Annotated in this window: 16 protein-coding genes; 9 read left to right on the top strand and 7 right to left on the bottom strand. The window is 58.4% G+C overall.

What is annotated here, in order from left to right:
* The first annotated feature begins 16 nt into the window (after nucleotides 1-16).
* Both Poly21_RS17535 and Poly21_RS17530 read left to right on the top strand, forming a co-directional pair.
* Nucleotides 17-1,291, top strand: a complete 1,275-nt coding sequence (locus Poly21_RS17535; protein ID WP_146408179.1) for an ImuA family protein — start codon at nucleotides 17-19, stop codon at nucleotides 1,289-1,291.
* A complete protein-coding gene (locus tag Poly21_RS17530) occupies nucleotides 1,173-3,080 on the top strand; it encodes a DNA polymerase Y family protein (protein ID WP_302119391.1) in 1,908 nt (635 codons plus the stop codon). Before Poly21_RS17535 ends, Poly21_RS17530 begins: the two co-directional genes overlap by 119 nt.
* Before the next feature lie 182 nt (nucleotides 3,081-3,262).
* Here Poly21_RS17530 and Poly21_RS17525 read toward each other — a convergent pair whose 3' ends face one another.
* The 4 genes from Poly21_RS17525 to Poly21_RS17510 form a co-directional block, all read right to left on the bottom strand.
* On the bottom strand, nucleotides 3,263-5,485 hold the full coding sequence (locus Poly21_RS17525; protein ID WP_146408178.1) for an NADP-dependent isocitrate dehydrogenase: 2,223 nt from the start codon (nucleotides 5,483-5,485) through the stop codon (nucleotides 3,263-3,265).
* Between the two features lie 146 nt (nucleotides 5,486-5,631).
* Nucleotides 5,632-7,980, bottom strand: a complete 2,349-nt coding sequence (locus Poly21_RS17520) for an ATP-dependent helicase (protein ID WP_146408177.1) — start codon at nucleotides 7,978-7,980, stop codon at nucleotides 5,632-5,634.
* A 52-nt stretch (nucleotides 7,981-8,032) separates the two neighbouring features.
* Nucleotides 8,033-8,779 carry a 3-keto-disaccharide hydrolase gene (locus Poly21_RS17515; protein ID WP_146408793.1) on the bottom strand — a complete coding sequence of 249 codons (747 nt, stop codon included), beginning with the start codon at nucleotides 8,777-8,779 and terminating at the stop codon, nucleotides 8,033-8,035.
* Nucleotides 8,780-9,018: 239 nt separating this feature from the next.
* Nucleotides 9,019-11,307: a hypothetical protein gene (locus Poly21_RS17510; RefSeq protein ID WP_146408176.1), complete on the bottom strand. Its 2,289-nt coding sequence runs from the start codon at nucleotides 11,305-11,307 to the stop codon at nucleotides 9,019-9,021.
* A gap of 513 nt (nucleotides 11,308-11,820) precedes the next feature.
* Between Poly21_RS17510 and Poly21_RS17505 the strand changes: the two genes are divergently transcribed.
* The 3 genes from Poly21_RS17505 to Poly21_RS17495 all read left to right on the top strand — a co-directional run bounded on the left by Poly21_RS17505 (nucleotide 11,821) and on the right by Poly21_RS17495 (nucleotide 16,498).
* A complete protein-coding gene (locus tag Poly21_RS17505; protein ID WP_146408175.1) occupies nucleotides 11,821-13,089 on the top strand; it encodes a hypothetical protein in 1,269 nt (422 codons plus the stop codon).
* Nucleotides 13,086-14,717, top strand: coding sequence for a di-heme oxidoredictase family protein (locus Poly21_RS17500; protein WP_146408174.1), 1,632 nt, complete (start codon nucleotides 13,086-13,088; stop codon nucleotides 14,715-14,717). Before Poly21_RS17505 ends, Poly21_RS17500 begins: the two co-directional genes overlap by 4 nt.
* A gap of 659 nt (nucleotides 14,718-15,376) precedes the next feature.
* Nucleotides 15,377-16,498, top strand: a complete 1,122-nt coding sequence (locus tag Poly21_RS17495; protein WP_436967515.1) for an SGNH/GDSL hydrolase family protein — start codon at nucleotides 15,377-15,379, stop codon at nucleotides 16,496-16,498.
* Between the two features lie 50 nt (nucleotides 16,499-16,548).
* On the opposite strand, the gene modA is transcribed toward Poly21_RS17495, so the two are convergent.
* Nucleotides 16,549-17,376 carry a molybdate ABC transporter substrate-binding protein gene (gene modA / locus Poly21_RS17490; protein ID WP_146408172.1) on the bottom strand — a complete coding sequence of 276 codons (828 nt, stop codon included), beginning with the start codon at nucleotides 17,374-17,376 and terminating at the stop codon, nucleotides 16,549-16,551.
* Nucleotides 17,377-17,575: 199 nt separating this feature from the next.
* Between modA and Poly21_RS17485 the strand changes: the two genes are divergently transcribed.
* A complete protein-coding gene (locus Poly21_RS17485) occupies nucleotides 17,576-18,745 on the top strand; it encodes a sialidase family protein (RefSeq protein WP_146408171.1) in 1,170 nt (389 codons plus the stop codon).
* A 46-nt stretch (nucleotides 18,746-18,791) separates the two neighbouring features.
* Here Poly21_RS17485 and Poly21_RS17480 read toward each other — a convergent pair whose 3' ends face one another.
* Complete coding sequence (locus Poly21_RS17480; protein ID WP_146408792.1) at nucleotides 18,792-20,021, bottom strand: exonuclease/endonuclease/phosphatase family protein; 1,230 nt, start codon at nucleotides 20,019-20,021, stop codon at nucleotides 18,792-18,794.
* Nucleotides 20,022-20,224: 203 nt separating this feature from the next.
* On the opposite strand from Poly21_RS17480, the gene odhB reads away from it, so the two are divergent.
* From odhB to Poly21_RS17465, 3 genes are all read left to right on the top strand, one after another.
* Nucleotides 20,225-21,604, top strand: a complete 1,380-nt coding sequence (gene odhB / locus Poly21_RS17475; protein ID WP_146408170.1) for a 2-oxoglutarate dehydrogenase complex dihydrolipoyllysine-residue succinyltransferase — start codon at nucleotides 20,225-20,227, stop codon at nucleotides 21,602-21,604.
* Between the two features lie 176 nt (nucleotides 21,605-21,780).
* Nucleotides 21,781-23,046, top strand: coding sequence for a peptidase T (pepT, locus tag Poly21_RS17470; protein ID WP_146408169.1), 1,266 nt, complete (start codon nucleotides 21,781-21,783; stop codon nucleotides 23,044-23,046).
* Nucleotides 23,047-23,123: 77 nt separating this feature from the next.
* The gene (locus Poly21_RS17465; protein ID WP_146408168.1) at nucleotides 23,124-23,852 is read left to right on the top strand and encodes a DUF4332 domain-containing protein; all 729 of its coding nucleotides are present in this window, start codon (nucleotides 23,124-23,126) and stop codon (nucleotides 23,850-23,852) included.
* Here Poly21_RS17465 and Poly21_RS17460 read toward each other — a convergent pair.
* A complete protein-coding gene (locus Poly21_RS17460; protein WP_146408167.1) occupies nucleotides 23,849-24,157 on the bottom strand; it encodes a hypothetical protein in 309 nt (102 codons plus the stop codon). The two genes, Poly21_RS17465 and Poly21_RS17460, sit on opposite strands and share 4 nt — an antisense overlap.
* Nucleotides 24,158-24,273 lie beyond the last annotated feature (116 nt).

Genomic DNA, 24,273 nt, shown 5'->3' with positions numbered 1-24,273 from the left:
CTGGGACGCACACACCATGGCAGTATCGAAGACGCTTTCACGCCCCTCACGAGAATCACCTGCCCAGCAAACGTTTGCGTTCTGGCAAACCACTGAGGATACAGCTGGGGCGAAAGTCGCCGGTGCGACTGCTGCCAGCACCGCGAGCAAGCCCGCTGCTAGAGTAACAGGCTGGCGACCGCCGGCCACACCCCCCCAGGAAGCCCCACGGCGGTGCGACAGTGGAATTTCGAGCGTTTCCCAATTTCAACCTTCCTCGTTGCCCGTCGACCGCCGGGCCCTGATGACAGAACTACGGGGTCGCGCCGCAGCGATCGCGGCTAATCCCGCCATGGATTCCGCCGCCCGATTCTCCACGGGGTCACAGGCGTTAGACGTTTGTTTACCTGGCGGGGGCTTGAAACGCGGTTGGCTCTGTGAATGGGTAGCCGGCCATGACGCCAGCGGTGCGTCGACGCTCGCCATGTTAGCGGCCGCCTCGACGATGACCGACCGCAGCGGCCGAACTGGCGCTGGTGGAGCCGATGATTCAGCTGGAAAGCGGGCTGCGCCGCCGCATCGTGGCCCGCTCCTCGTGGTCGACCCCAGTGGTACTTTTCATGCCGCCGCCGCAATTGCCTGTGGGATCTCGCCCCAACGGATCGTGGTATGCCGGCCGACCAGCCGGCGTGATAGCGTGTGGGCGATCGATCAAGCTCTGCGATGTTCATCTGTCGCTGCGGTATGGTCCGCCTTGCCATGGCATTTTGACGACCGCGATGCCCGGCGATTGCAATTAGCCGCCGAGGAAGGGCGCACCCCGGGCTTGTTTGTATTGCCATCGTCGGCCCGAACTCGGCCTTCCTTCGCCGCAGTCCGCTGGCACGTCGCCGCTGTCCCCGTTGACGCGTCACGGTTATCCACCGATCAACGTGTGGCCGCCGGTTTGCCGCTCCGCCCGCCGCTGGATCTGCGGATTCTCTGCGTCAGCCTCGATCGAGCCCGGAACTTTGATCACGCCAGCAGCCGACAAAAAACGCATGCGGCCGGTCAAAGTCCAACCCACAACCGCGTCAAAACGTTCCTGGCGGTCACCCCTGACGCCCGCCTACACCCACTGACCCCGGCAATCGTTGCGAAACTGCAGCGGCGCCCCGAACTCCCGACCATTCACGCTCCCGCGGAGAATCGAAATGAAGCGGTTGCTATGCCTCTGGCTGCCCGACTGGCCGATCCAGCGTCGACGCATTCCCGCGTTGGCACCCACGGCCCCGCGACCCGGCGAAGCGGCGGGGCCAGCCGAGCGGGTTGATACCGCGGGACCGGTTCGACTTGAGCAACCGGTTCACCTCGAACAGCCCATCCACCTCGAACAACCTGTGATCCTCTGGCACACCGATCCGCAGCGGGGACGAATCGTCGCAGCACTTTGTCCGCTGGCCGCCCAGGTCGGCGTCCGGTTAGGAATGCCGATCGCCCAGGCCACCGATCTGGCAACCATGTCCGGTGCCGTGATCGAGCCCTATGATCGCGATGCCGATCGCCGGGCTCTGCAGTCTCTCGCGATCGAGTTACAAACAGAACTCAGCCCTCAGACCGCCGTCGAAACGCTCCAGCGATTCAAATGGGCGGGTCGATTTCGCCACGATCCCGAAGCGATCCTGTCGGAGATTCAAGGTGTCACCCATCTATTCAGCGAGCCGTGTGAAGTGGAGTCGACGCCGCACCAGCGCACCACCGACCCTGAACGAGCCGGCGAACTGGGCTTGCTCGCCGCCGCTGCAAAAATCCTTAATCGTCAAAACCTCTGCGGTCGCATCGCGATTGCCGATACGCTTGGTGCAGCCTGGGCATTGGCCAATCACGCGGTCTCGGAATCCACCAGAGCGACCTCACCCGGACGGCCAGCTCACCAATTTTTCATCGCCCCTCCCGGCAGGACGGAAACAGCACTGGAGACCCTGCCCTGCCGAGCGTTACGCCTGCAGGGCGAGATTGTTGCCACCCTCGATCGACTCGGCATCGGGACGATCGGCAATCTGATGCGACTGCCCCGCGCCGGACTGGCCACCCGTCTCGGTCCCGCGCTGTGTGGCCGGATTGCCGAGGCTCTCGGTGAGGTTGATGAACCCCTGATCGCGATTGCTCCGCAGTGCGAACACTCTGCTACGCTCGAACTTGAATACCCCACCGATGCGACCGACTTGATCGCCGATCGAATCTCACGTTTGATCGGGCAAGCCACCACGTCACTCCATCCGTTGCACCGGGGTGTTTTACGAATGAGGTGCCAACTCGAATTGACGCAGCATCCTACCTTGGTATTCGAGACCGGATTGTTTGCGCCCACGCTCGACCAATCGCACCTGACCACGTTGATGTTAGGCGCTTTGCAGGGCCATCGATTGGAGTCCCTGGTGATTCGAATCACGGTAGGCGTGACTCAGCACGCCGCTTTATCGAGTCGTCAGCCATCGATCTTTGGTCCTGATTTCGCCGCATCCTCGCATGACGACTGGACCGGACAAACCGAAGCAGCTCGATTAATCGACGCTCTTTCAGGCAGGCTCGGCGAAGATGCCGTCCGCGGTGTTCGCGCCAGCAACGATGCCTTGCCAGAAAACGCCATCATCGAGTTCCCCATGACAGCACACCGCATCAATAGAGCTGTCAAGCGAAGCGGACGTGGCCCAACCGCTCGTCAGCGATCCGCAGCCGCCGCGGAACAAATCGACGCTCCACCCCCATCCGTCCAACGCGGTTTCGGCCAGGGGCCGAAGACAACCGATCTGGGTCGACGTCCGATTGAACTGCTGCCCGATCCCCAACCCATCACACCGATCGGCGATGGTGATTCTGGGCCCGGCAGTGGATTCCCCGATCGCTTTCGCATCCGAGGTCGAGTCGAGCCCGTGCGCCAGCACTGGGGCCCCGAACGGATTGAAACCCGCTGGTGGAGCGGACCACTGATCCGCCGAGATTACTTCCGCATCGAACTCGAAAACGGTTCCCGATTGTGGATCTATTACCACCTCGGCGATGGCACGCCAGCCGAAGCGGACATGGAGAAACGCTGGTTCCTGCACGGTCGATTTGCCTAACAGGGTTATCCGGGAACACTTCTCTATCAGCCAGCTCGGCACCTCCGGCCTATTGATCTCCTCGCGTTTGCGAATCGAATTCCCGAATACGAACTCGATTCGCTGGCGAGGAGCGCCATCCGTTTTCCACACAGGCATGTCGAGTTGGTAAATCACCAGCCTCGTCAACGACCGTCGGGCTACTACGAAGCAAGCCCATCAATGATGCTGTTGAGCGTGGCACTCGGCCGCATCGCTTGCGTTGCCGCCGCGGAATCGGGGAAATAATAACCACCGACGTCGATCGCAACGCCCTGCGCTTCGTTCAATTCGCTGACAATCTTCGATTCGTTTTCCGCCATCTGGCGAGCAATCGGAGTAAAACGCTCTTTCAGTACGGCGTTCTCGTCTTGGGCGGCGAGCGCTTCGGCCCAGTACAAAGCGAGGTAGAAATGGCTGCCGCGGTTGTCGAGTTCATGCACCTTCCGAGACGGCGATTTGTCCTCTTCCAAAAAGCGATCGGTCGCCGTATCGAGCGTCTGTGCCAACACGGCGAACTCACAGTCGCCGCTTTTCTGAGCGAGATCTTCGAGCGACACCGCGATGGCCAGAAACTCGCCGAGCGAGTCCCAACGCAAGTGATTCTCGGCTTCGAACTGTTGCACGTGCTTGGGCGCCGAGCCGCCGGCACCGGTTTCGAACATCCCGCCGCCAGCGAGCAGCGGAACGATCGAGAGCATCTTCGCGCTGGTGCCGAGCTCTAGAATTGGGAATAGATCGGTGAGGTAATCCCGAAGCACATTGCCGGTCACCGAGATCGAATCGAGTCCTTGGCGGCAGCGGGCACAAGCGTGTAGGGTTGCCTCCACCGGTGCCAAAATCTGAATATCGAGCCCCTTGGTATCATGCTGTTTCAGGTACGTCTCGACCTTGGTGATCAAATTGCGATCGTGGGCGCGATGAGCATCGAGCCAAAACACGGTGGCGGCACCGGTGGCGCGGGCCCGCGCGACGGCCAATCGCACCCAATCGACGATCGCGACGTCCTTGGTTTGACACGCTCGCCAAAGGTCACCCTGAGCGACCCGATGACTCAGCAAGGTCTTGCCGGACGCATTGACGACGCGGACTTCGCCGGGTTCGGCGATCTCAAATGTCTTGTCGTGGGATCCGTATTCTTCAGCCTTCTTCGCCATCAAACCGACATTCGCCACGCTGCCCATTGTCGACACATCGAACGTGCCATTGGTTTTGCAGTCGTCGATCACGGCCTGATAGACGCTCGCGTAACTGCGGTCGGGAATCATGGCGACGGTGTCCTGGAGCTCGCCGTTCTGATCCCACATCTTGCCGCCGGCGCGGATCGCAGCTGGCATCGACGCGTCAATGATCACGTCGCTCGGGACGTGCAGATTGGTGATACCACGATCTGAGTTCACCATCGCGAGACTGGGCAATTCGGACTCAATCCGCGCCATCATCGCTTCGATTGGGGCGCGGTCATCCGCGGGCAGGGCCCCGATGACACCGAGCACCTGACCAAGCCCTTGGTTCGGATCGGCGCCCGCACGCCGCAGCAGGTCCCCATATTTTTCGAACAATTCCCCGTACAGCACACTGACGGCGTGACCGAAGAGGATCGGATCGGAGACTTTCATCATGGTCGCTTTGAGGTGCAGCGACAGCAGCACGCCTTCGGACTTCGCGGCTGCAGCGGATTCGGCAATATAGGCACGCAACTGTTTACGACTGAGCACGGCAGCATCGAAGACCTCGTCCTTCTCAACAGCGATCTCCTCTTTCAGAACGGTCACGTCACCGGATTCGCCCACGTGCTCAATTCGCAACGTGTCGGCCGACGGCAACACGACGGACTTTTCGCTGCCATAGAAATCGCCCTCGCGCATGTGCGCCACGCGGGTCTTGGATTGCGCTGACCAATCGCCCATCGAGTGCGGGTTCTTTTGAGCGTATTTCTTGACTGGAGCGGCCACACGGCGATCCGAATTGCCTTCCCGCAAGACCGGATTGACGGCGCTGCCGAGGACCTTCGCGTAAGCGGCCCGAATCGCCTTTTCCTCGTCCGTCTGCGGGTCCGAAGGGAAGTCGGGAATGTCGTATCCCTTGGCTTGCAATTCCTTAATCGTTGCGGTGAGCTGCGGGATCGACGCGCTGATGTTGGGCAGCTTGATGATGTTCGCAGTGGGCTCTTTGACGAGCTTGCCAAGCTGAGCGAGCGCGTCAGGGACGCGTTGTTCTTCGGTCAATCGCTCTGGGAAACTTGCCAACACCCGGGCCGCCAATGAAATGTCAGAGGCCTCGAATTCCAGCCCCGATGCCGCAGTGAAGGCACGCAAAATCGGCAGCAGCGAATGCGTTGCCAGGGCCGGGGCTTCATCGGTAATCGTGTATACAATTTTTGCCATGGAGTTTTCCGATGGGAAGGGTGATGCTGCGATAGACACATAGGTGCGCGTCAAAGTGTGGTCAACGCCAGTAGATTACGCGATATTCTGTCGATGCACTACCGGTTTGCGAACTCAACGTCGTGTTGTTTGACTGAGCCAAGAGGCTAGTCGCCGCCGGTATCGAGCAACTCCAGCTTTGCGAAAGCGAGCCGAAATGTTTGCTCGCTCTGATCCTCGGAAAATCGGATCTTCGCAGTTCGCTTGGGTCCCCGGCCAGTAACCTCAGTGATCGTGCCATCGCCGTATTCGGGATGACGCACAACGCTGCCCTCGCGGTAAGCTCCCAACGGCACGCGGTCGGACGACAACAGGTCACTCGCCGTTTGCAGTGCCGTGGTGATGGTAGGCTTAGTGCGTTTGGGCTTCGGTTTACTAACGAATGGATCACGATAAATTTCAGGGATCACCGAAGTGTCGTCGCCCTTGTATTCCTGCTCAGCTTGCTCCGGCGGTGAGGGCTCTTGAACGAGATCCCAAGAATCCGGGTAGGACTCGTCCGCTCCATCGTCAAAGAAGTCTCGATCGGTTTGCGATTCGATCACATTCATGTCTGCACGTGGCAGCTCACTTAAGAACATGCTCGGAATGACCACGCGGATGTCACCTCGCATGCTGCGTCGCTTGGCATAGCTGAGTTGCAGCCACTGTTGTGCCCGGGTGATCCCCACAAACAGTAGCCGGCGTTCTTCTTCGAGTTGTTGGTCGTCCTGCTTGCTGCGGTAATGCGGCAACAGATCATCTTCGACTGCGATCACGAACACGCGCGGGAATTCAAGTCCCTTGGCTGCATGCAGCGTCATCAGGGTGACCCGGTTGCCGGAATCTTCGAACTTGTCCGTGTCGGATACCAACGCGACCTGTTCCAAGAACGCTTCGAGGGATCCGTCGTCGGGATGCATGCGATCAAACTCGACCGCGGCCGAGACCAGTTCGTCGACGTTCGCGATTGGATTTGAGTCTTCTTTCTCGACACCGGTACGCTCGAGAAACTCGATATACTTCGTTTCTTCCACGAGAAACCGCAATAAATCCTCGAGCGAGGCAGTCGCTTTCTTACGCAAACGATCATAAAGGGTGACGAACGACTTCAGCATCGTTTGCGCGCGTTTGGACATGGTGTCGATCTCCGACGCCCGGCGAGCCGCCTCGAGCATCGGGATCCGCTCGGCGTCGGCAAATGCCTGCAGCCGTCCAACCGTCGTTGCCCCGATGCTCCGCGTTGGCGTATTGATCACCCGCTGCAACGCCACGTCGTGGCTGGGATTGTTGATCAAATGCAGATATGCCAGCAGGTCCTTGACCTCCTTGCGCTGGTAGAACTCGACACCGTTGATGATCTGATAGGGCAACCCGCGGTTTCGCAGCGCGTGTTCGAGCGAACGAGTCAGTGCGTTCATGCGGCAGAAGATGGCAAAGTCACGTGGCTCGGCTTGGCCCGCGATCATCTGAGCAGCGATCTCATCGGCAATCGCATCGGCCTCCTGATAGCCATCCTCATACTGCCGCAGGATCACGTTGTCGCCGTCCGCGTTCTCCGTGTAGAGTTCTTTGGCTTTGCGGCGTCGGTTATGCCGGATCAACTGGTCGGCAACTGCAAGAATATTCGGCGTGCTGCGATAATTCTGTTCCAGGCGAACCGTTTTGACGCTCGGATAGTCCTTCTCGAAGTCCAGAATGTTGTTCAGGTCGGCCCCCCGCCAGCCGTAGATCGATTGGTCCGGATCCCCCGTCACCGCTAGGTTGGGATGATCGACAGACATCGCTCGCACGATCGCGTACTGAGCCAAGTTCGTGTCCTGGTACTCATCGACCATGATGTACTTCAGCTTCGCGTCAAGTTCGCTGCGAACCTCGGGGTTCTCGCGCAGCAAGCATGCGAAGTGATAGAGCAAGTCATCGAAATCGACCGCGTTGGCGAGCAAAAGTTGCTGCTGGTAAACCGGATAGACTCGCGCCGCCACACTGTCGCTCGCCCGCCCAGATTGTTGCTGCATGATCTCGGGGGTGATCAATCGATTTTTGGCATTGGATATTGCCGAGGCGATTTGTTCCGGCGTGGCGTGGCTGGTCGAGACCCCAGCAGCCTGGATCGCTCGTTTCATGGCCGATTTTGAATCGGACATGTCGTAAATCGAGTAATTTTCGGCAAGACCCACGTAGGACGCGTAGCGACGCAACTGTTGGGCGCAGAACCGGTGGAACGTACCCATCCACACCGGTTGGCCGGGGGCGAGCAGATCCAACCGCGTCCGCATTTCCTCAGCGGCTTTGTTGGTAAACGTGAGCGCCGCGATCTGCCAGGGCCGCACACCCTGGCTGAGCATGTGGGCAACCCGGTGCGTGACCACCCGGGTTTTCCCGCTGCCCGGGCCAGCGATAATGAGCAGCGGTCCGTCGATATGAGTGACCGCCTCGGCCTGCGCCGCGGTCAGATTTTTTGTGATGGCATCCATCCCACCCAGGATACCCGACCCGACGCGTGATCGGCAACTTGGCAAGTCCGAATCAGTCTGCCAACTCTTTCACACGGACGTTCTTCCACAGCACTTTTCCGGCAGTTCCCTTGTGGATTTGCAGCCCGAAGAAGCCCTTGGCATACGTGCCGTCGTCGTTCCAATTCGCGACGGGAACGCCATTGACCCATGTCTTCACGTTATTTCCCTTGGCCTGGATCGTCAGTCGATTCCAACCCGCACGATCCAGGGCTGCTCGCGCCTCTTTGTGATCGGTCAGCCACAGGGGGTAAAAGTATCCTCCACAACTCTGCCCGTAGATCCCACCATTCCAGTATCGATCTCCGGAGATGCCTTCCATCTCGGCTTGCGGGCCGAATACGATTTCCTTGTTTTTCTTGTCGCCAGTTTTGACTTGGGCGTGGAACATGACGCCAGAATTCCCGTCGACCTCCCACTTCATGTCGCAAGAGAAAATGAAATCGGTGTAGTCCGACTTTTCTGTCGACAGGTAGGTGCTATCGGAACCTGGAACACATTCACCGATCACGAGATCACCCTGGGCGGTAAAGGTGCAGGTGCCACCGCGCGGCGTCCAACCCGTCAAGTCTTTGCCATTAAATAACGGAGTGAAACCTTCGCTCACATCCGGCTCAGGGTCCGTGTTGAGCATCATCTCATCGGGCTGCGGCGCGTTCTCTTGGCCTTTGTATTTTGCGTACCAAGCGGCCTGGGCGGGATCGATTTCCGCTGCACTGACGCGGTGGTCGTCGGCGAGATTGAGCACGGCGGCGCTCATAAGGACCAGAGGGCTGAAGGAGAAAAGCAACGTTCGCAACATGGAAGGTTTCCGATGAGTGGGAAGGGACGGGGGGGGGAGATTGAGAGCGACTGGTCTGACCGGCGCCGCCCACAGCGACGACGCTTCGGCGTACGATTTCAACGCGTCCGGCGGGACAGGCTCATCATAACTGGATTCAAATTCGCGTGGGCGATCAATGCGGGAATCATCCAATGCAGGGAGTCATCGGGCTGACCTCACTTAGCTGGTGACAGCCGAAGAGATGGCACCTGGATCACCGATTGCGTCACAACCGAGTTGTCTTGCACATAGGTCGCCTGGGTGTAGGACGGAATCTGTCGCATCACTTCGATCACATTTCCGAGCAGATCGATCGTCTCATCAATATTGGGGGCCTTGCTGGCCTCCGCATCCTCTGGGGGTTGGTTTTGATAGCGATCGGACTGTTTAATCAGCGGCACAGCATAATCCAGCCACGCCTGCAGCGCGTCGGCGAATTGCAGGACATCGACGTGGCTGGCCGCAATCAGCGGACGCCCGACATCGCCCAGCGGCGGTGGCAGTTGGGGTGCATGCGGCTCAGCTAAGTCGACACCCTGGGAGGGAAACAGGGTGTAGATGGCCCACTGATCGGTAATGGCCAATCCCGGTGCGAAACTGGGGTCGATGCCCAGGACAGCAACACCGGGCAATCGCAGAAAAACGCCGTCAGGTATCGATGTCTCCGACGCTGGGGGTAACCCCTGCCCGGGAGGCAAACCCATCAAAGGGCCAAAGGGGGCAAGCAGCGGATTGATCGTTTCATAGAAACGCTGCCACGCACGCCGATGCTGCTCGGCATTGGCGAGATCATAGACGAGTGCCACGGCGGGCATCGGCAAGGCTTGCTCAGCGGCCGGCATGGCGGGATGCCACTGGTGGCTGCGGTGCTGAAAATCGAGCACGAATGCGGACTCGTTTCCAAGGGAGGGCAGTAGATCATCTTTGGTCGCCCGGAAAAGCTCGGCGAGCCCCGTCGTCATGGCTTGGGCAGGGCCCGACGCTGAGGCGCCCGATGACTCCACGTACAGATCCATGACTTGCTCGGCCCGCTGCTCAATGCGATTGAGCCACTTATCCAGCGTACCGTCATCCTCCCAGTCCGCGACAGCGTTGAACAGAGCAGGATGTTCGCCGACGTGTTGCAATGAAACCAGCGGTTGAGCCGACACGCTCATTGGATTGGTATGCCGATGGTAGTTATATCCGGCGATACCCCCATTGAAGAAGAATGAGAACGCGAGTTGGTCGCCAGCGGGATTGTAGAGCCGGTTTAAATCGGCGAGCAACATCTCAGCGTCTTGCTCGACATCATCCATCAACGGTTGGTAGGACGTGGGCTCCAGCTCGGTACCGACAAATGCCAACTTGGCGAGCCCCGGAAGCAAACGGATATACACCGACAGCCGAGTGACCCACGACGTCTGCTGCTTCAGCAAACTATTTTGATAGGCAATTGCTGAAAAGGTCTTACTGCGATTCTCCAGCAACGGTTTGAAGACGCCGCGTCGGTACAGCGGCTGGTCGGCCTTGGTGGGGGCGACGTCATCGGGATCATGCCCGATCGATGCAAATAGATATCCGTCGGTAAAGCCAACGCTAACGACGAGCGATTTACCCGCGACTAGGTCACGAAAAACGGTGTACTGCCGCTGTATTTCAGCAGCTTCGTCAGGATCACTGGCGGCTTGGTGGCGTTGGATGGCGGCGTCCCAAGGATACTCGTCGCCGCGCAGATGCAGCACCCACCGTTGATCATTCTCTCCCAGGTCTTGAAGTTGCAGCGAGTCGCTGATGTATCTGTTTTCAGCTTCGGAAAGATCCAGCAACTCGTTGCGGAACTTCGTCGCAAACATGCTCAACATCTCACGCACGCGAGCTTGATCCTGAGCCCCTGACAATTTTGCACCCGCGACGATTCTTGGAACGTTCAGGTCACGTATAAACCTTTCGCTCCAGACGGGCGCCGGCGCGTCATTTTCCGTGGCAACTCCCTCCCCGTCTGGCGATGGATCAAGCCGCAGTTTCGAGAGCTGGGTGACCACCTCCGCGTTGTAGGCCGCCAACTGCTCAGCAAAGTCTTGGTCGGCAAAGATAAACAGTTCTCGCGAAGCGAGATTCGCCAGCGTGGGTAAATAAGATTGCCCCTCCTTTCCAACCCAAAACTCATAGGCCGAGAGTAGCCACGATGGCACCTCGTTCTCTTGCAAATCCTGCTCGATATCAGCGGCAATTTGCGTACGAGCCTCGGCGACCGCCCGCTGAACGACAGGCATCGCCATTAACCGCTCGATGGCGGCATTATCGGCCACCGCATCCCATTTCAAGCGATTGTTCGTTAAGGCGTAAAAGAAGGAAGCGCTATCGGGTGCGAACTGCAATGATGGCGGCAAACCCGCCTGAATTTCCCCTGCGGTCGGCTGAGCAACGGCGGTGGCTGCTGCCAGCAGGGTGACGAAACATGAGTGAACGAGTTTGAAAAACATCCGCAAAATCCGGCAAGGGGGGGCGGTGCGATTGCGCCGAGCGCGAGCCCAGCGACGTTCCGGCTCTGGCGTTGATGCTGGCCAACTCTGGCGTTGGTGTTGGTAGGCTCGTGGCTCGGGCATCTTGCTCGCTGCCTGCCACATCGCTCTCCAATGCAACCAAGACGTCATTCCAAAAGAGTCTGAAAGTCCTGAAATCGGCAAGAGTGAGGGAACCCCTAACGCCTGCACGCGAGAGAGAAACTAGGTCAACGGCATCAATTCTAGCAAACCCAACGGCAGCGTAGCGGCTTTGGCACAACGTTCGCGCATGGCTATCCGTCGGTAGACGGGTCGCTCCACCAGGCCCGCCCGAGGATTCCTAGAAATCCGCTATCCCCAAGCAAGGGAATTTTGCTTGCCTCAGAGCCTGCGATCCGATATATCTAGCTTATGGAGACATTGTGTGCTTCCACACTTTTTCTAGCCGCTCGTGAAGATCAGCCTGTGCGTTCATTTGGCCCTCGACTTGTCATGACGCTGGTTTGCATCGCCGCCTCAGCAACGGTGATTCTCACATCGCTGCCGGTCTATGCCGCCGATGATTTTTCGTGGTCACCGCCGCTGGGGGCGGTCGCCGAGACGACCGCCGATGATGCGTTGATCGTTGTCTTGATCACCAACGATGTGGCTGGCGACGCACCATGGAAGGGACTCAGTGCGAAACGTGAACTGTGCTGGTGTGAGCGTTCGTTCCGGCGCTCGGTCGCGAGGATTCCGGCAGGTTACTTCAATCCCGCTGCACCCATTCAGTTCCAACATTGGGCAATTGGATTACCGCCGATCGTTACCGGTGGAGGCGGGCAGGATATCGAGCGTGCAATCAGTATCGTCACCGATGGGCAATACCGCGTCTTGGCGTTGTCCGTTGGCGTTCCTGATGGTGATGACCTAACGCGTCTGATTGAGGACGCCGAGGATACGCGACTGCTGATGCGGAGGTACAGCACCGAGCGTAATGAGATGACCCAACAACTCGCCGATCGCACGCGCGGGCGATTAACGCGGATGTGGCAGATTGAGCTCGATGAACGACTCGCAGCACTCGGCGAAACGGATGTGGACCCGGTCACGGATCTATTGGTTCAGACGGAGCTCTTAACATCGAAAGTGACGTTGCAGCTCGTTCCCATCGCCTCCCAATTGCAAGGTGTGTACTTAAAGGACGTGCAGATGCGGTTTGGCTTAACCGACGCAAGCGATCTCAAGCGTCTGGTTATCCTCGAGCAGCATTCTGATACACGAGCAGCGTGGGCGACGACCTTGTTACCGTTCATCGTGGGTGCAGATTTGCGTTTGCTCTACACGGACATCGCTGAAATCGTATGGCATCGGTCGGTGATGCCAATCGAGCGGTCTGACCAGGACGCCACCTCGGCCACGACGCTCGCCGATTGGGTATTGCAGCGTGGCGATAACGATTCGTTTGCGTTTCGAATTAGCACACCACTGATGAGTCAGCGTGATCCCTCGCAACGATTCGAGGTGGCGGACGTTGCCCGCCGCCGCGGTTTAGGGTGGCAGGATCTCGATGATGCGATCAATGCCGGCCCCATCCGCCAGGTCACGCCGGGCGAACTCGCCGCTTGGCTGTCTCAAACGCAGGGCAAGCCGCTGGACCTCGAGCATCCCACCCGCGTGCGTTTTTTGTTTTTCCGATCGTCCAAAGATTCCCCTTACCCGATTCGTGAGGGCAGCCCTCCGGGCCGCGCAATCACGATGATTCGACAGGTGCAAAAATGAAAGTTAGTGTCTTGGCGGGCGTCGTTCTTGCCCTCGTTCCGGCAACCAGCTGGGCGGTGTCTCCCCAAACGATTGCCAGGGGCGCCCAGCTGTTCACGCAGCAATGGCAGCCACACAATCCCGCCCTCGGAGGGGACGGTTTGGGACCACTCTTCAATGCTGCGTCTTGCGCGGAGTGCCATCAGCAGGGCGGCATCGGTGGTGGTGGTGAAGCGGCATTCAACGCCAATTCAGTGGGCATCGACTCGATTGAGGTTTACGGCACTCGCGTCACCGCCGAGGTACTCGCAAACCTGGTCTCGCAATTTCACCCTGGATTTATTCAGTCGAACAACAGCGTGTTGAATGTCTTGCCGCTGCCGCACCATGGCGGCACCTCGATGCTCCGGCAGCTTCATGAGACGCTGACTCAGAGCACAGGTGCCGAGTATGACGATGCCGGTGGAGCGACCTCAGCGGCTGAAGTTCGCATCGCCAACGGATCGCCCCTTTACTTCGACCAGTTTATCGATGGCTATCGAGTTCGGATTTCGGCGCGTGTTTACAGTCGTAACACGACGGCATTGTTCGGCAGCGGTTTGATTGACAAGGTCTCTGACAAGCAACTCGATCAGCAGATGCGTCTACAGAAGCAGCATGCTGAGATCAGTGGTCGTCCATCGACACTGGCCGACGGACGCTATGGCAAGTTTGGGTGGCGCGCTAACGTGGCCTCGCTGCAAGACTTTAATGAGCAAGCCTGTGCGAATGAGATGGGGCTACAAACCAGTCGCAGGACGCAGTCGAGCGATGCAACCAACCCAACCTATCAAAACAAATCCACTGACATTAGCGACGAACAGATTCAGATGCTGACGCACTTCGTCGCTGCGCTACCAGCACCGCGACAATCGTTCTCAAACGATTCGCTGTCCAATGCGTCAATAAGTCGAGGCGAAGCAATCTTCAATCAGGTTGGCTGTGGTGTATGCCATGTCCGCAACATGCCGCCGGCCAACGGGATTTACAGCGATCTACTGCTACATGATATGGGATCCGATTCGATCGATCTCAGTCACGCCGAGCCTTACATCGTGCGCCGCGAGAGGTTTACCGAAGAAGTCGAAGATGCCCCTCCAGGATTCACTTTTCAAGTTCCATACTACGGCCCTGCGACGATGGTGCCCATCAAGACCAATGGCCCCGTGCTGAGTAGCCCCGGCGGCGCGCACTCCGACTACCCCGCATTCACGTTCCGCGTTCCCGATGGTCCTGTCGACCTGAAGCCTACGCGAGTAATTGCTTCACGGAAAAATCCAGACACGCAGATTAACAAATTCGCGCTTGCCTCGACCTTAGCTGCTTCGCAAGGGGATATTACAGACAAGCAGGTAATCCCTACCAGAATCGAGCTCCGCGAACAGATGCATCTGCAGCCGACAAACTTCAATCAAGAATGGCGGACCGCACCGCTATGGGGTCTGCGTGACTCCGCTCCGTACTGGCACGACGGCCGCGCTGAAACGATCCTCGAAGCGATTGCCATGCACGACGGGGAATCAGCAGGCACCCGCGACCGATTCCTGCAGTTGTCCTATGAGGATCGACAAAACGTGCTGGCGTTCCTGGATTCGCTCGTCGCGCCCTAAGGCAACGCGGTAATGCGTCGTCAATGCGCCAACAATGGCGTATCCGACCGAAGCATGCTCCGTAGTACAGGGGAAGGTTTTTCTAGGCGCGGCTCCAATATCTAGCATGATTTCAAAAAAGAGTCCCCGGCGTACAAATCATTGGATCCTCGAGGCATGCCTGGTATGTCCCCAAGTTAGCCTAGAAACTAGCTGGTGCGCAATCTGAGTGCTCTAAAACCTGCGGCGCACGCCTCCGTCGGATGAGTCCAATGATGTACCTTCCGATTCCATTGGTGGTATTAGCCCATTGGTGGTACCGGCATTCACAACCTGTGGATTCATGAACCTGAGGCGCCAGCGAGATAGTCTTTCTCAACACGCTAGTGCGTGGGGTCCGTGTTTGCGCAGCTGAGTAGCGTAAACGTCCAACGTATTAGTGGACAGCCACAGTACTCGGTTCGTCTGCCTGAACGCAGGTCGAGCGTTGGACGGCTTCTTCTGTGAGGTTGGCTTTTTCTGTCTGGTCTGACGGAAGATTTTGCAGCCCTGGCTAACACGCGCATGGCGAACCCAAGTAGCATAGCCGAGCAGGGCAGTCGCCCGCCGTTGCATCTTTGTCAATCAACTCGGAAATCTCCATGCGTCCATTCTGTCGAAACTTGTTCTCTAGCTTGCTCATGCTGTTGGCATCATCTTCATTCGCACAAGACGTCGCGATCTCGGAACTTGATCCAGAGATGGAGGTAAGGAAAGAGACGGCCGACGGGCTCGATTGGTACGACGTCACCCAGTGGGGTCTGGAGGGACGCATTCTTCCCGAGCAAGAACGCCAGCAATGGTTTGATCGCTTGCCCGCCTCTGCTCAGCAATCGGTGACAAAGAACGTTTGGAATCTCAGTCGTGACAGTGCCGGGATGATGGTGCGGTTCAAAACGAACTCACCGTCCATTCACGTGCACTACAAACTCAAGAAGAAAAACTTGGCGATGGCCCACATGCCAGCGACTGGGGTCAGCGGCGTGGACTTGTACGCTCGCGACGGAAAGGGCCAATGGAGGTGGGTCGAAGTGACACGCCCCAACTCGCAAGAGGTCAAGACTAAGATCGTCAGTGGCTTGGCCGCTGGAGACCGAGAGTACGCCGCATATCTGCCGCTTTACAACGGCGTCGAATTCATGAGTATTGGTGTTGAACCGGGGAGCGAATTCGAGGGACTCGCCCCTCGGCCGAATCCGATTGTGTTTTATGGAACCAGCATCACGCATGGAGCCTGCGCCAGTCGGCCCGGAATGGTTCACACGGCGATTTTGGGGCGTCGTTTCGACATGCCCGTCGTGAACCTGGGTTTTTCCGGCAATGGTCGGATGGACAAAGAGGTAGGTGACTACCTGAAGCAACTGGAGGCCACCGCATTCGTCATCGATTGCTTGCCCAACATGGGGCCTGCTGACGTTGCGGCAAAGTGCGTCCCGCTTGTCGAACAATTGCGTGCAGCCCACCCATCGACCCCGATCGTGCTGGTGGAAGACCGGCGTAACACGAATGACTGGATCCTGCCCAGTCGCCACGAACACCACACCCGCAATCATGCTGCCTTGCGGGCAGCCTATGCTACCTTGGTCGATAAAGGGGTCGCAAATTTGCATTACATTCCGGGCGACCATCTTTATGGCGACGACGCCGAGGGGGCAACCGATGGATCGCACGCCAGCGATCTTGGTTTTATGCGACAAGCGAACGTATTCGAACCCATCCTGCGAAGTGCGATCGGACCTCACAAGACCGACGCTCAACGGTAACATATCGTTGAACCGAGAATCATACGGTCCGCGGAGTTGTCCGCTGAATCTCAAGGGCGCGTTGACGGCGACACGCTGAACCCATACTCACGGTATCGAGCGAGACCGTGAGCTGGCGAAATCACGAAGTCGACAAACTGCCGCGCAGCGGGGATGTTCTCCGAATTCGCAATCAAGCCTATTCCGAACTTCGATACTGCGGTCTGCAATTCTGCTATCTCGACGAACTCGAGATTGGGGTAATTGTGGAGCACGCAGTCGTAGACGATGGCGGCATCTGCCGAGCCGACCGCCACATCAGCAGCCGCTTCGGTCACGTTGCCGCGGTAGGCCGTTGTCGCCGCGTCGGCAGCCTCCCATCGATTCACTCGTTCAAGGGCAATCTTCGTGATTTTACCAATTGCCGCCGCGTCAGGATTGGCCTGCACAAACCTCACATCTTCGCGTAACAAGTCGTCAAATCGGTGGATCGCTTTCGGGTTGCCTCGTTTGACGAGAATGACCGCATGCATCGTCGCGATGGAAAACGTCTCGGACACCAGAAACTTGTTACGGGCTGCGGTGAGGTAGCTGTCATCGGCGGGCAAAAAAAGATCACCCGTATGGGTGATTTCGATCTGCGATAACAAGCCCTGCGACGGCCCATAATTGACATAGACCTCGCCACCAAACTCGCGTCGATAATCTGCCACGATCGCTTCCATTACAGCCTGGTTGCTGGCGGCGCAGTAAACCGTAATCGGTGTGCGTGGGGACGTCTTGCTCACGATCGCATCCGCCTGAGCGTCGCGGCGCGGCGGATCGGTGGTCGCCAGCAGGTACAACAGGAGCGGTACCGCGGTGAGCAACCCAACGAGAAGAATGATGGTACGATTCATACCCACGAGTTTATCGAGAACCTACCCTTAATTATAGGACGAGCGAGTCACTCGGCTCATAGAACGTCGATTTCTGAAACGGCGTTTTACCCTGAGCCACTCAAAGGTTCGCCCGCCGGTTCTCGGATCCTCACCCACCTGAAAAACGCGGCCCATCGGGTACGCGACACCACCGTATTCCCTCCCCCCTGGCAATTCAATGTCCGACCTCTCCCGCCGGCAGTTCGTGGCCGCATCCGCATCAACCCTATTGGCATCCTCCATCACACGGGCCAGTGATGACTCATCCCGACACCAGGTTGGCAACATCACCACCATCAGTTTGGAATCGGATCGATACCATGGCTGGCCAACACTCTGCCGGTGTGCGAACGGGGATCTCGTTGTCGTTTGTTCGGGCGGACGTGAATCCCATGTCTGCCCGTTTGGCCGGGTGGACTTGATGCGGTCTCGAGATACCGGGGAATCCTGGAGTTATGAACGGACAATTCTCGACGGACCGATAGACGACCGTGATGCAGGGATCGTCGAAACCGATCAAGGCACATTGTTAGTCAGCACATTTTCGTCGTTGGCATATGAGCCCCGACTGCAAACAGCGCTCGCCACTGCGGCAAGCGACAAGCCGTCGATGCCGGCGCAACAGCTCGCCAAGTGGCAGGCCGTTCAACGCCGTCTACCGGCAGGCGAGCATGAGAAACATCGAGGCTGTTGGATGCTGCGTTCCGAGGATGGCGGATTGAATTGGTCACCAGCCTATCGCGTGCCGCTGAACAGCCCCCATGGGCCTATTCAGCTAAGCGATGGGACATTGTTCTATGCCGGTGTCGCCCTGTGGGACTCTCCACGGAGCGTCGGCACATGTCGCTCCAGCGATGATGGACGCACCTGGACACCGCTGGAGGAACTTCCCACACGTCCAGGTGACGATCCATCACAGTATCACGAACTCCACGCGGTCGAAGCTGCTGATGGTCGACTCATTGTGCATATTCGAAACCACAATGCGGCCAACCAAAACGAGACGCTACAAACCCACAGCACTGACCACGGCAAGACCTGGGCGACACCGTATTCCATCGGTGTGTGGGGGCTGCCCTCCCATCTACTACGCTTGTCCGACGATCGATTGCTCATGACTTACGGTCATCGCCGCGCGCCGCTGGGTAATCAAGCCCGCATTAGCGACGACCATGGCCGAACGTGGTCTGCTCCCATGATAGTCTCTGGCGACGCCACATCGGGTGACGTTGGGTATCCCTCCACCGCCGAAGTATCCCCTGGCAAACTGGTCACGGTGTGGTACGAGCGATTGGCAGGGAACGCCAATGCGCAATTGCGTTTAGCCTCCTGGGAATTGCCGAATTAAAGCGTCGCTGGCGCTGATAACGTCTTACGAGCATCATGACGCACGGTCAACGCGGCAGGGTCGAAGGTGCAGCAGCCTGATGCATGTGGGGCGAGCCTTCTCGAGGCGTGAACTCGGCGTAGACTGGCAGATAACTCGAGACTGCCTGGGCTTGGGCCACGCTGAGATTGTAGACACGCAGGAAGTCATAGACGCCGCCGCGACCAATCGCTTCGGCCGTCGTGCTGCGATCGTAGAGAACATTGCTGGTTTGATGACGGCCATAGATATCCGTCGGCGTGCTCGTGACCGCGGCTTGGATCTTTTCACCGGCGATCACGGGCAGTAGATATGCGTCGTCTGCCTGGAGCAATCCGGCGACGATCACATCATCCTCCCCTCGTCCATCCTCGCGAACCGATTTGAAGAGCTGCGCCATCAACGCAACTTCCTGTGGCGCGTGAGACAATTCGATGCGCACGTTTACCAAGCTGAACGTCCACGCTTCGTCGACACTCGGCTCAGCGGCACGAAACCACGCGACCAACGGATCGTAGGTAAGCTGGTTATCTGGATCGGCGATCGTATAGGTTTGCGTCCGATCGACGCGTACCCGCGCGGGATTGAACAGAATGACCATCAGCTCGCTATGAGCTTGTGGACCGGTGGGGGGGCCGATCACGTAATCGTAGAGCGGGCCGCCTCCTCCAAGGGAACTTTCGTTGATGGCGTCGACCATCCGAGGAACGAGATCCATCTGCCGCGACGAGACTTGCTGCAGCGCGATCACATCGAATTGGCGGACGACACGCACCAAATTTGCCCGCGCCAGATCGCTGGCGAGTTTCGTGGGACCGAAACCATCGAGGGCCCACGACGCAATGCGAAGATGCTCAGGAGTATGCCGCGATCCGCCCAATGCTCCGGGACTGGATTGCTGGGGGTGCTGATCACTGGGGCTGGAGATGATGGGGTCGACTTCGTAGTCGGGGTACGCGGTCGAGACCAACGACTTAATTTTACTCGTGAACCAATTGCCTCCGCTGGTGGAGGCGGTGGAAGGTGTTTTGGAAGCATCGGCGGTCTTCGCGTCGCCGGTGGACGACGATGCGAACGTAAACGGCTCGCCCATGTCCTCGATCCGCGACTTCTGCTGACCAGACTGCTTGGCCATGATCGAGATGCCGTCGAGACCGTCGACATCATAGTTGCGAAAAAAATACCACCCGCCGCCGACCAGGCACAGCACGATCAGCCCGGCCTGAAACGGGTGGCCTCCACTGGATTCACTGGACATGAGATGGGGTGGGTAGGTGGAGAGAACAATGTTACTCAACGGTTTCCACCTATTTATCGGTTCAATCGGCCCAGTCCGTGCAATCAAATTCCTCTAAAAAAACTCTTTGCCCTCCGGTACACTGACAGCTAGGCGGACGATCGTTATCCTAGGGGCGTCGTAACGAGCCCTCGCATTTTCCTTTTTGGTAGAAGACGTTTCCCGTGAGCGAAATCATCCCAGTCGAAGTCCCGACCGTCGGCGAGTCGATCAGCGAAGTCCAAATTGGGACCTGGCTAAAAAATGATGGCGATTGGGTCGAAAGCGGCGAAGATCTCGTCGAAATCGAAACCGAGAAGGCATCCGTCCAAATCCCCGCCCCCGCTAGCGGCTATCTCACCGACATCCTGAAACAATCCGAAGAATTCTCCGCCGTCGGTGAGCAGATCGCGAGTATCCGCACCGGCGAGCGACCAGACTCCGCTGGCAACGACTCCAAGTCGTCGCCCGCACCGGCATCGAAACCATCCGAGCAGAACCAAGGTTCCTCAGCGTCCAGTCCTGCCCCTACTCAAGCGTCTCCCAGCAGCGGCTCGGCTTCCCCTCAGCGTGCTGCGGCCGGACAATCGTCTCGACCTTCGGGCAGCAGTTTTGTGATGCCAGCTGCCCAGCGGCTGCTCGATGAACACCAACTCAACGCTTCCGACGTGCCCGCGACCGGACCGGGCGGTCGTCTGCTCAAAGAGGACGTGCTCGCGTACGTTCGCAGCGGGTCCGCTCGGTCGCAGCAACCCGCTGCCCCTGCTCAGCAGTCCGCTCCGGCCCCGAACCAGCCGGCACCGCCAGCCGTCTCGGCCCCGACACCTTCCTACGAGTCGCACTCGTTAATCACCGAAGGTGCGTATCGCAGCGAAGAAGTCAAACCGATGAGCATGCTGCGGCGGACCATTGCATCACGTCTCGTCCAGGCACAGCAAACCGCAGCATTGTTGACGACGTTCAACGAAATCAATATGCAACCGGTGATGCAAATCCGCAGCAAGTACAAAGATGCCTTTGCCAAAAAGCACGGTGTCAAGCTCGGCTTCATGTCATTTTTCGCCAAGGCGGCCGTCGAGGCATTGCGACGCTTCCCTGCCGTCAATGCGGAAATTCGCGGCGATGCGATGGTCTACAAAAACTACCAGGACATCGGCATCGCAATCGGCGGCGGCAAAGGACTTGTCGTTCCCGTGCTGCGAAATGTCGAGCGGATGTCATTCTCGCAAATTGAAGGCTCGATCGCGGAGTATGCCCGCCTGGCGGGCGAGAACCGACTGCAGCCGAGCGATTTGATGGGCGGCACATTCACAATCAGCAATGGCGGCATCTACGGGTCGCTGCTGAGCACCCCCATCGTCAACCCGCCGCAGAGCGGTATTCTCGGATTGCATTCGATCCAAGAGCGCCCGGTTGCCGAGGATGGCCAAGTCGTGATCCGACCGATGATGTACATCGCGTTGACGTACGATCACCGGATCGTCGACGGACGCGAAGCAGTCGGTTTCTTAGTCGCGATCAAAGATATGGTCGAAGACCCATCACGGTTGTTCCTCGAGGTTTGAGCGGCGTCTGTTGACTAGTGATATACGATCGTGTCTTAACCGCTCCCTCCGCTTTGCTGAGCGGAGCGGTACAACGAAACGGTTAGCTCATCGGACCGGAAGTCACATAACCTCTGCGTCTGGCAAGAGAGCATTACCACGCCCCATTCTTAGTTCTCGCGACCGCGAATCCGACCATGCCGGCTACGTCCATCACTGACCTTCGACTCCGCTCCGACCGCTTGCTCGACCGATTTCTTCGGTATGTCCGACTCGATACTGCTGCGGATCCCCAGTCGCAAACCTACCCGAGCAGCGCCAAGCAACTCGTATTGGGGAAACTCCTCGCCGACGAGTTAACCGCGATGGGCATTGAGGGTGTGGAGCTCACTTGCGACGGTTTAGTGATCGCGACAGTCCCCGCAACCATTGCTGGCGATGTGCCTGTCGTGGCTGCTGTCGCCCATCTGGATACCTCACCCGAGGCTCCAAGCGACAGCGTTCACCCGCAAGTCATCGAGAACTATGCCGGCGGTGATATTGCTCTGCCCAATGGTGCCGTAATCGCCGTGGCCAACTGCGTCGAATTAGAACAGATGGTCGGTGATACTCTGATCACGACCGACGGTACAACCCTGCTCGGCGGTGACGACAAAGCGGGGGTCGCAATCATCATGGAAGCCGCCCACACGTTGATGGAGCATCCCGAAATCCCGCACGGCCCGCTGCGCGTGGTGATGACCTGCGACGAGGAGATCGGCCACGGCACCGATAAGGTTGATTTAACGCAACTCGCCGCCACGGTCGCTTATACCATCGATGGTGGGGGGCGCGGACAAATCGACGTGGAGACGTTCTCTGCCGACGCGGTCACGGTGACGTTCACTGGTCACAATATCCACCCCGCGATCGCGAAAGACCGGATGGTGAATTCCACTCGCGCGGCGGCGAGATTCGTGGAGTCATTACCCATTGCCAGCGAGACCCCCGAAACAACCGAAGGCCGCGACGGTTTCATTCACGTGCACGACATTCACGGCGGTGTCGGAGCCACTCGCGTGGAGTTAATATTGCGTTCCTTTGATACCGAGCAACTCGCCCAATACGCTCACCGCGTGCAACAACTCGCTGAAGCCGCAGCAGCAGACATATCTGGGACGCGGGTGCAATGTGCTGTGCGAAAGCAGTACCGCAATCTTCGCGAGGGACTCGAGCGGCTACCCGAAGCCGTGTCGCTGGCCGAGAGGGCCTTCTCAAATATTGGCGTCAGTTGTACTCGCGAGATTGTTCGTGGCGGCACCGACGGTAGCCAGTTGACCGAGAAAGGGCTGCCGACGCCGAACTTATCCAGCGGGCAGCACAATATTCACAGCGTCCTCGAGTTCGCAAACTTGAATGAAATGTGCGATGCGACGAAACATTTGATCGAATTGTTGAGATTGTGGGGAGAAAAACGCTCCTAATTGGCCTAGTCGTGCCCCCCGCCGACTTGCTATCGCGGACATGTCTCGGATGCTTCTTCTCCCAGGAGTCTTTTCACATGTTCGAGTTTTTCAAACGTTTGGTGTCTGCCACCAAACGCGGCGGCAGCGAAGACGTGGTCTTCCTGGTCAATCTGCCAGAAATCTCCGCCCCGCCCACGACACTCACCGCCTTGCGATCGGCCGATTCCTGCGTCGCTGTGGCGCCGAGCGTCGAGCTCGATCCAGCTCCAGCGGATCATCCCATGCCAGGGCCGCAGCGGCGACGCAAGCCAAGTCGTCGCAGCATGGTCCTGACTCCGCACGAGTCCAGCCTGGCATCCCACCGCGCCCGTCTATTAGCGATGCGACTGGAGCACCTGAATATTTGCCCACCGCCACGTTGTCGCCAGCTCGCAGCGGTCGGCATCCAGACCGCGGGCGATTTGATCTACAGCGATCTCAGCAAGGTCGCAGCGACTTTTCGCAACCCACAACGAGCCGAACGCGCCATCCGGCGTTACCGGGCGGCGATCAAGCTAGCCCTGGGCATCGAGTCGATGATGCCCCGCGACGCCCTCCTGCTCGTGGCGATCCATCGTCGCAGCGTTGCCAGTCTCGCCCGCGAATCCGCCGCTCAACTGCATCGCGATCTCGAACGCTTTTCACTGAGCAGTCGTGGCAGCAAACTGATCGGTCACCGCAGCGTCCCCAGTCTGCGACGTGTGAAGACCTGGGTCGCCAGTTGTCGCGAGATGGTCGAATCCGCCTCGGCAGGGACGCCCCACATGACACAACAAGTCGCTTAAGCGTCGGAGTTCGTTTCCCACCTCGACGTCCATGTGCGGCCAGCTCGCGACATCGCGAACGCCGCACCGGCAATCATGCCCACGGCGGATGGCAGGTGGAGAGCTGACCGCAATTCTTCCGCTGAGATCGCCCAGTCGTGCCACAGCAGAATTCCAATCATGCAAGCAAAATTGATCGCAATGGCTACTCCAAACGTTGCCAGCCAAAGCCAAGCGATCCAAGCGAGTCCAGACCGACCGACACGTCGCGCACGGCGAAAAATCAACACGCTCAAAAACAACAGGACGAATAAACCGATGGGCATAGGCCGATCAACAACAGCGTGATGTGGAAAACGGAGATGCGGTGTCCGGCTGCTACTGCGCTCATTAATTGATCTGCGTCGATCGCGACACTGGCATTGGTCGATCAGAATCAGTT

The sequence above is a fragment of the Allorhodopirellula heiligendammensis genome (assembly GCF_007860105.1).
GTDB classification, from domain to species: domain Bacteria; phylum Planctomycetota; class Planctomycetia; order Pirellulales; family Pirellulaceae; genus Rhodopirellula; species Rhodopirellula heiligendammensis.
The sequence above is the reverse complement of the archived record's forward strand: the minus strand, read 5'-3'. Positions and strand labels throughout refer to the sequence as shown.

Bases quoted from the DNA above. Each gene is read 5' to 3' on its own strand.
- Poly21_RS17535 (WP_146408179.1), top strand. From the start codon at position 17: ATGGCAGTATCGAAGACGCTTTCACGCCCCTCACGAGAATCACCTGCC.
- Poly21_RS17530 (WP_302119391.1), top strand. From the start codon at position 1,173: ATGAAGCGGTTGCTATGCCTCTGGCTGCCCGACTGGCCGATCCAGCGT.
- Poly21_RS17525 (WP_146408178.1), bottom strand. From the start codon at position 5,485: ATGGCAAAAATTGTATACACGATTACCGATGAAGCCCCGGCCCTGGCA.
- Poly21_RS17520 (WP_146408177.1), bottom strand. From the start codon at position 7,980: ATGGATGCCATCACAAAAAATCTGACCGCGGCGCAGGCCGAGGCGGTC.
- Poly21_RS17515 (WP_146408793.1), bottom strand. From the start codon at position 8,779: ATGAGCGCCGCCGTGCTCAATCTCGCCGACGACCACCGCGTCAGTGCA.
- Poly21_RS17510 (WP_146408176.1), bottom strand. From the start codon at position 11,307: ATGTTTTTCAAACTCGTTCACTCATGTTTCGTCACCCTGCTGGCAGCA.
- Poly21_RS17505 (WP_146408175.1), top strand. From the start codon at position 11,821: ATGACGCTGGTTTGCATCGCCGCCTCAGCAACGGTGATTCTCACATCG.
- Poly21_RS17500 (WP_146408174.1), top strand. From the start codon at position 13,086: ATGAAAGTTAGTGTCTTGGCGGGCGTCGTTCTTGCCCTCGTTCCGGCA.
- Poly21_RS17495 (WP_436967515.1), top strand. From the start codon at position 15,377: ATGCTGTTGGCATCATCTTCATTCGCACAAGACGTCGCGATCTCGGAA.
- modA (WP_146408172.1), bottom strand. From the start codon at position 17,376: ATGAATCGTACCATCATTCTTCTCGTTGGGTTGCTCACCGCGGTACCG.
- Poly21_RS17485 (WP_146408171.1), top strand. From the start codon at position 17,576: ATGTCCGACCTCTCCCGCCGGCAGTTCGTGGCCGCATCCGCATCAACC.
- Poly21_RS17480 (WP_146408792.1), bottom strand. From the start codon at position 20,021: ATGTCCAGTGAATCCAGTGGAGGCCACCCGTTTCAGGCCGGGCTGATC.
- pepT (WP_146408169.1), top strand. From the start codon at position 21,781: ATGCCGGCTACGTCCATCACTGACCTTCGACTCCGCTCCGACCGCTTG.
- Poly21_RS17465 (WP_146408168.1), top strand. From the start codon at position 23,124: ATGTTCGAGTTTTTCAAACGTTTGGTGTCTGCCACCAAACGCGGCGGC.
- Poly21_RS17460 (WP_146408167.1), bottom strand. From the start codon at position 24,157: ATGCCCATCGGTTTATTCGTCCTGTTGTTTTTGAGCGTGTTGATTTTT.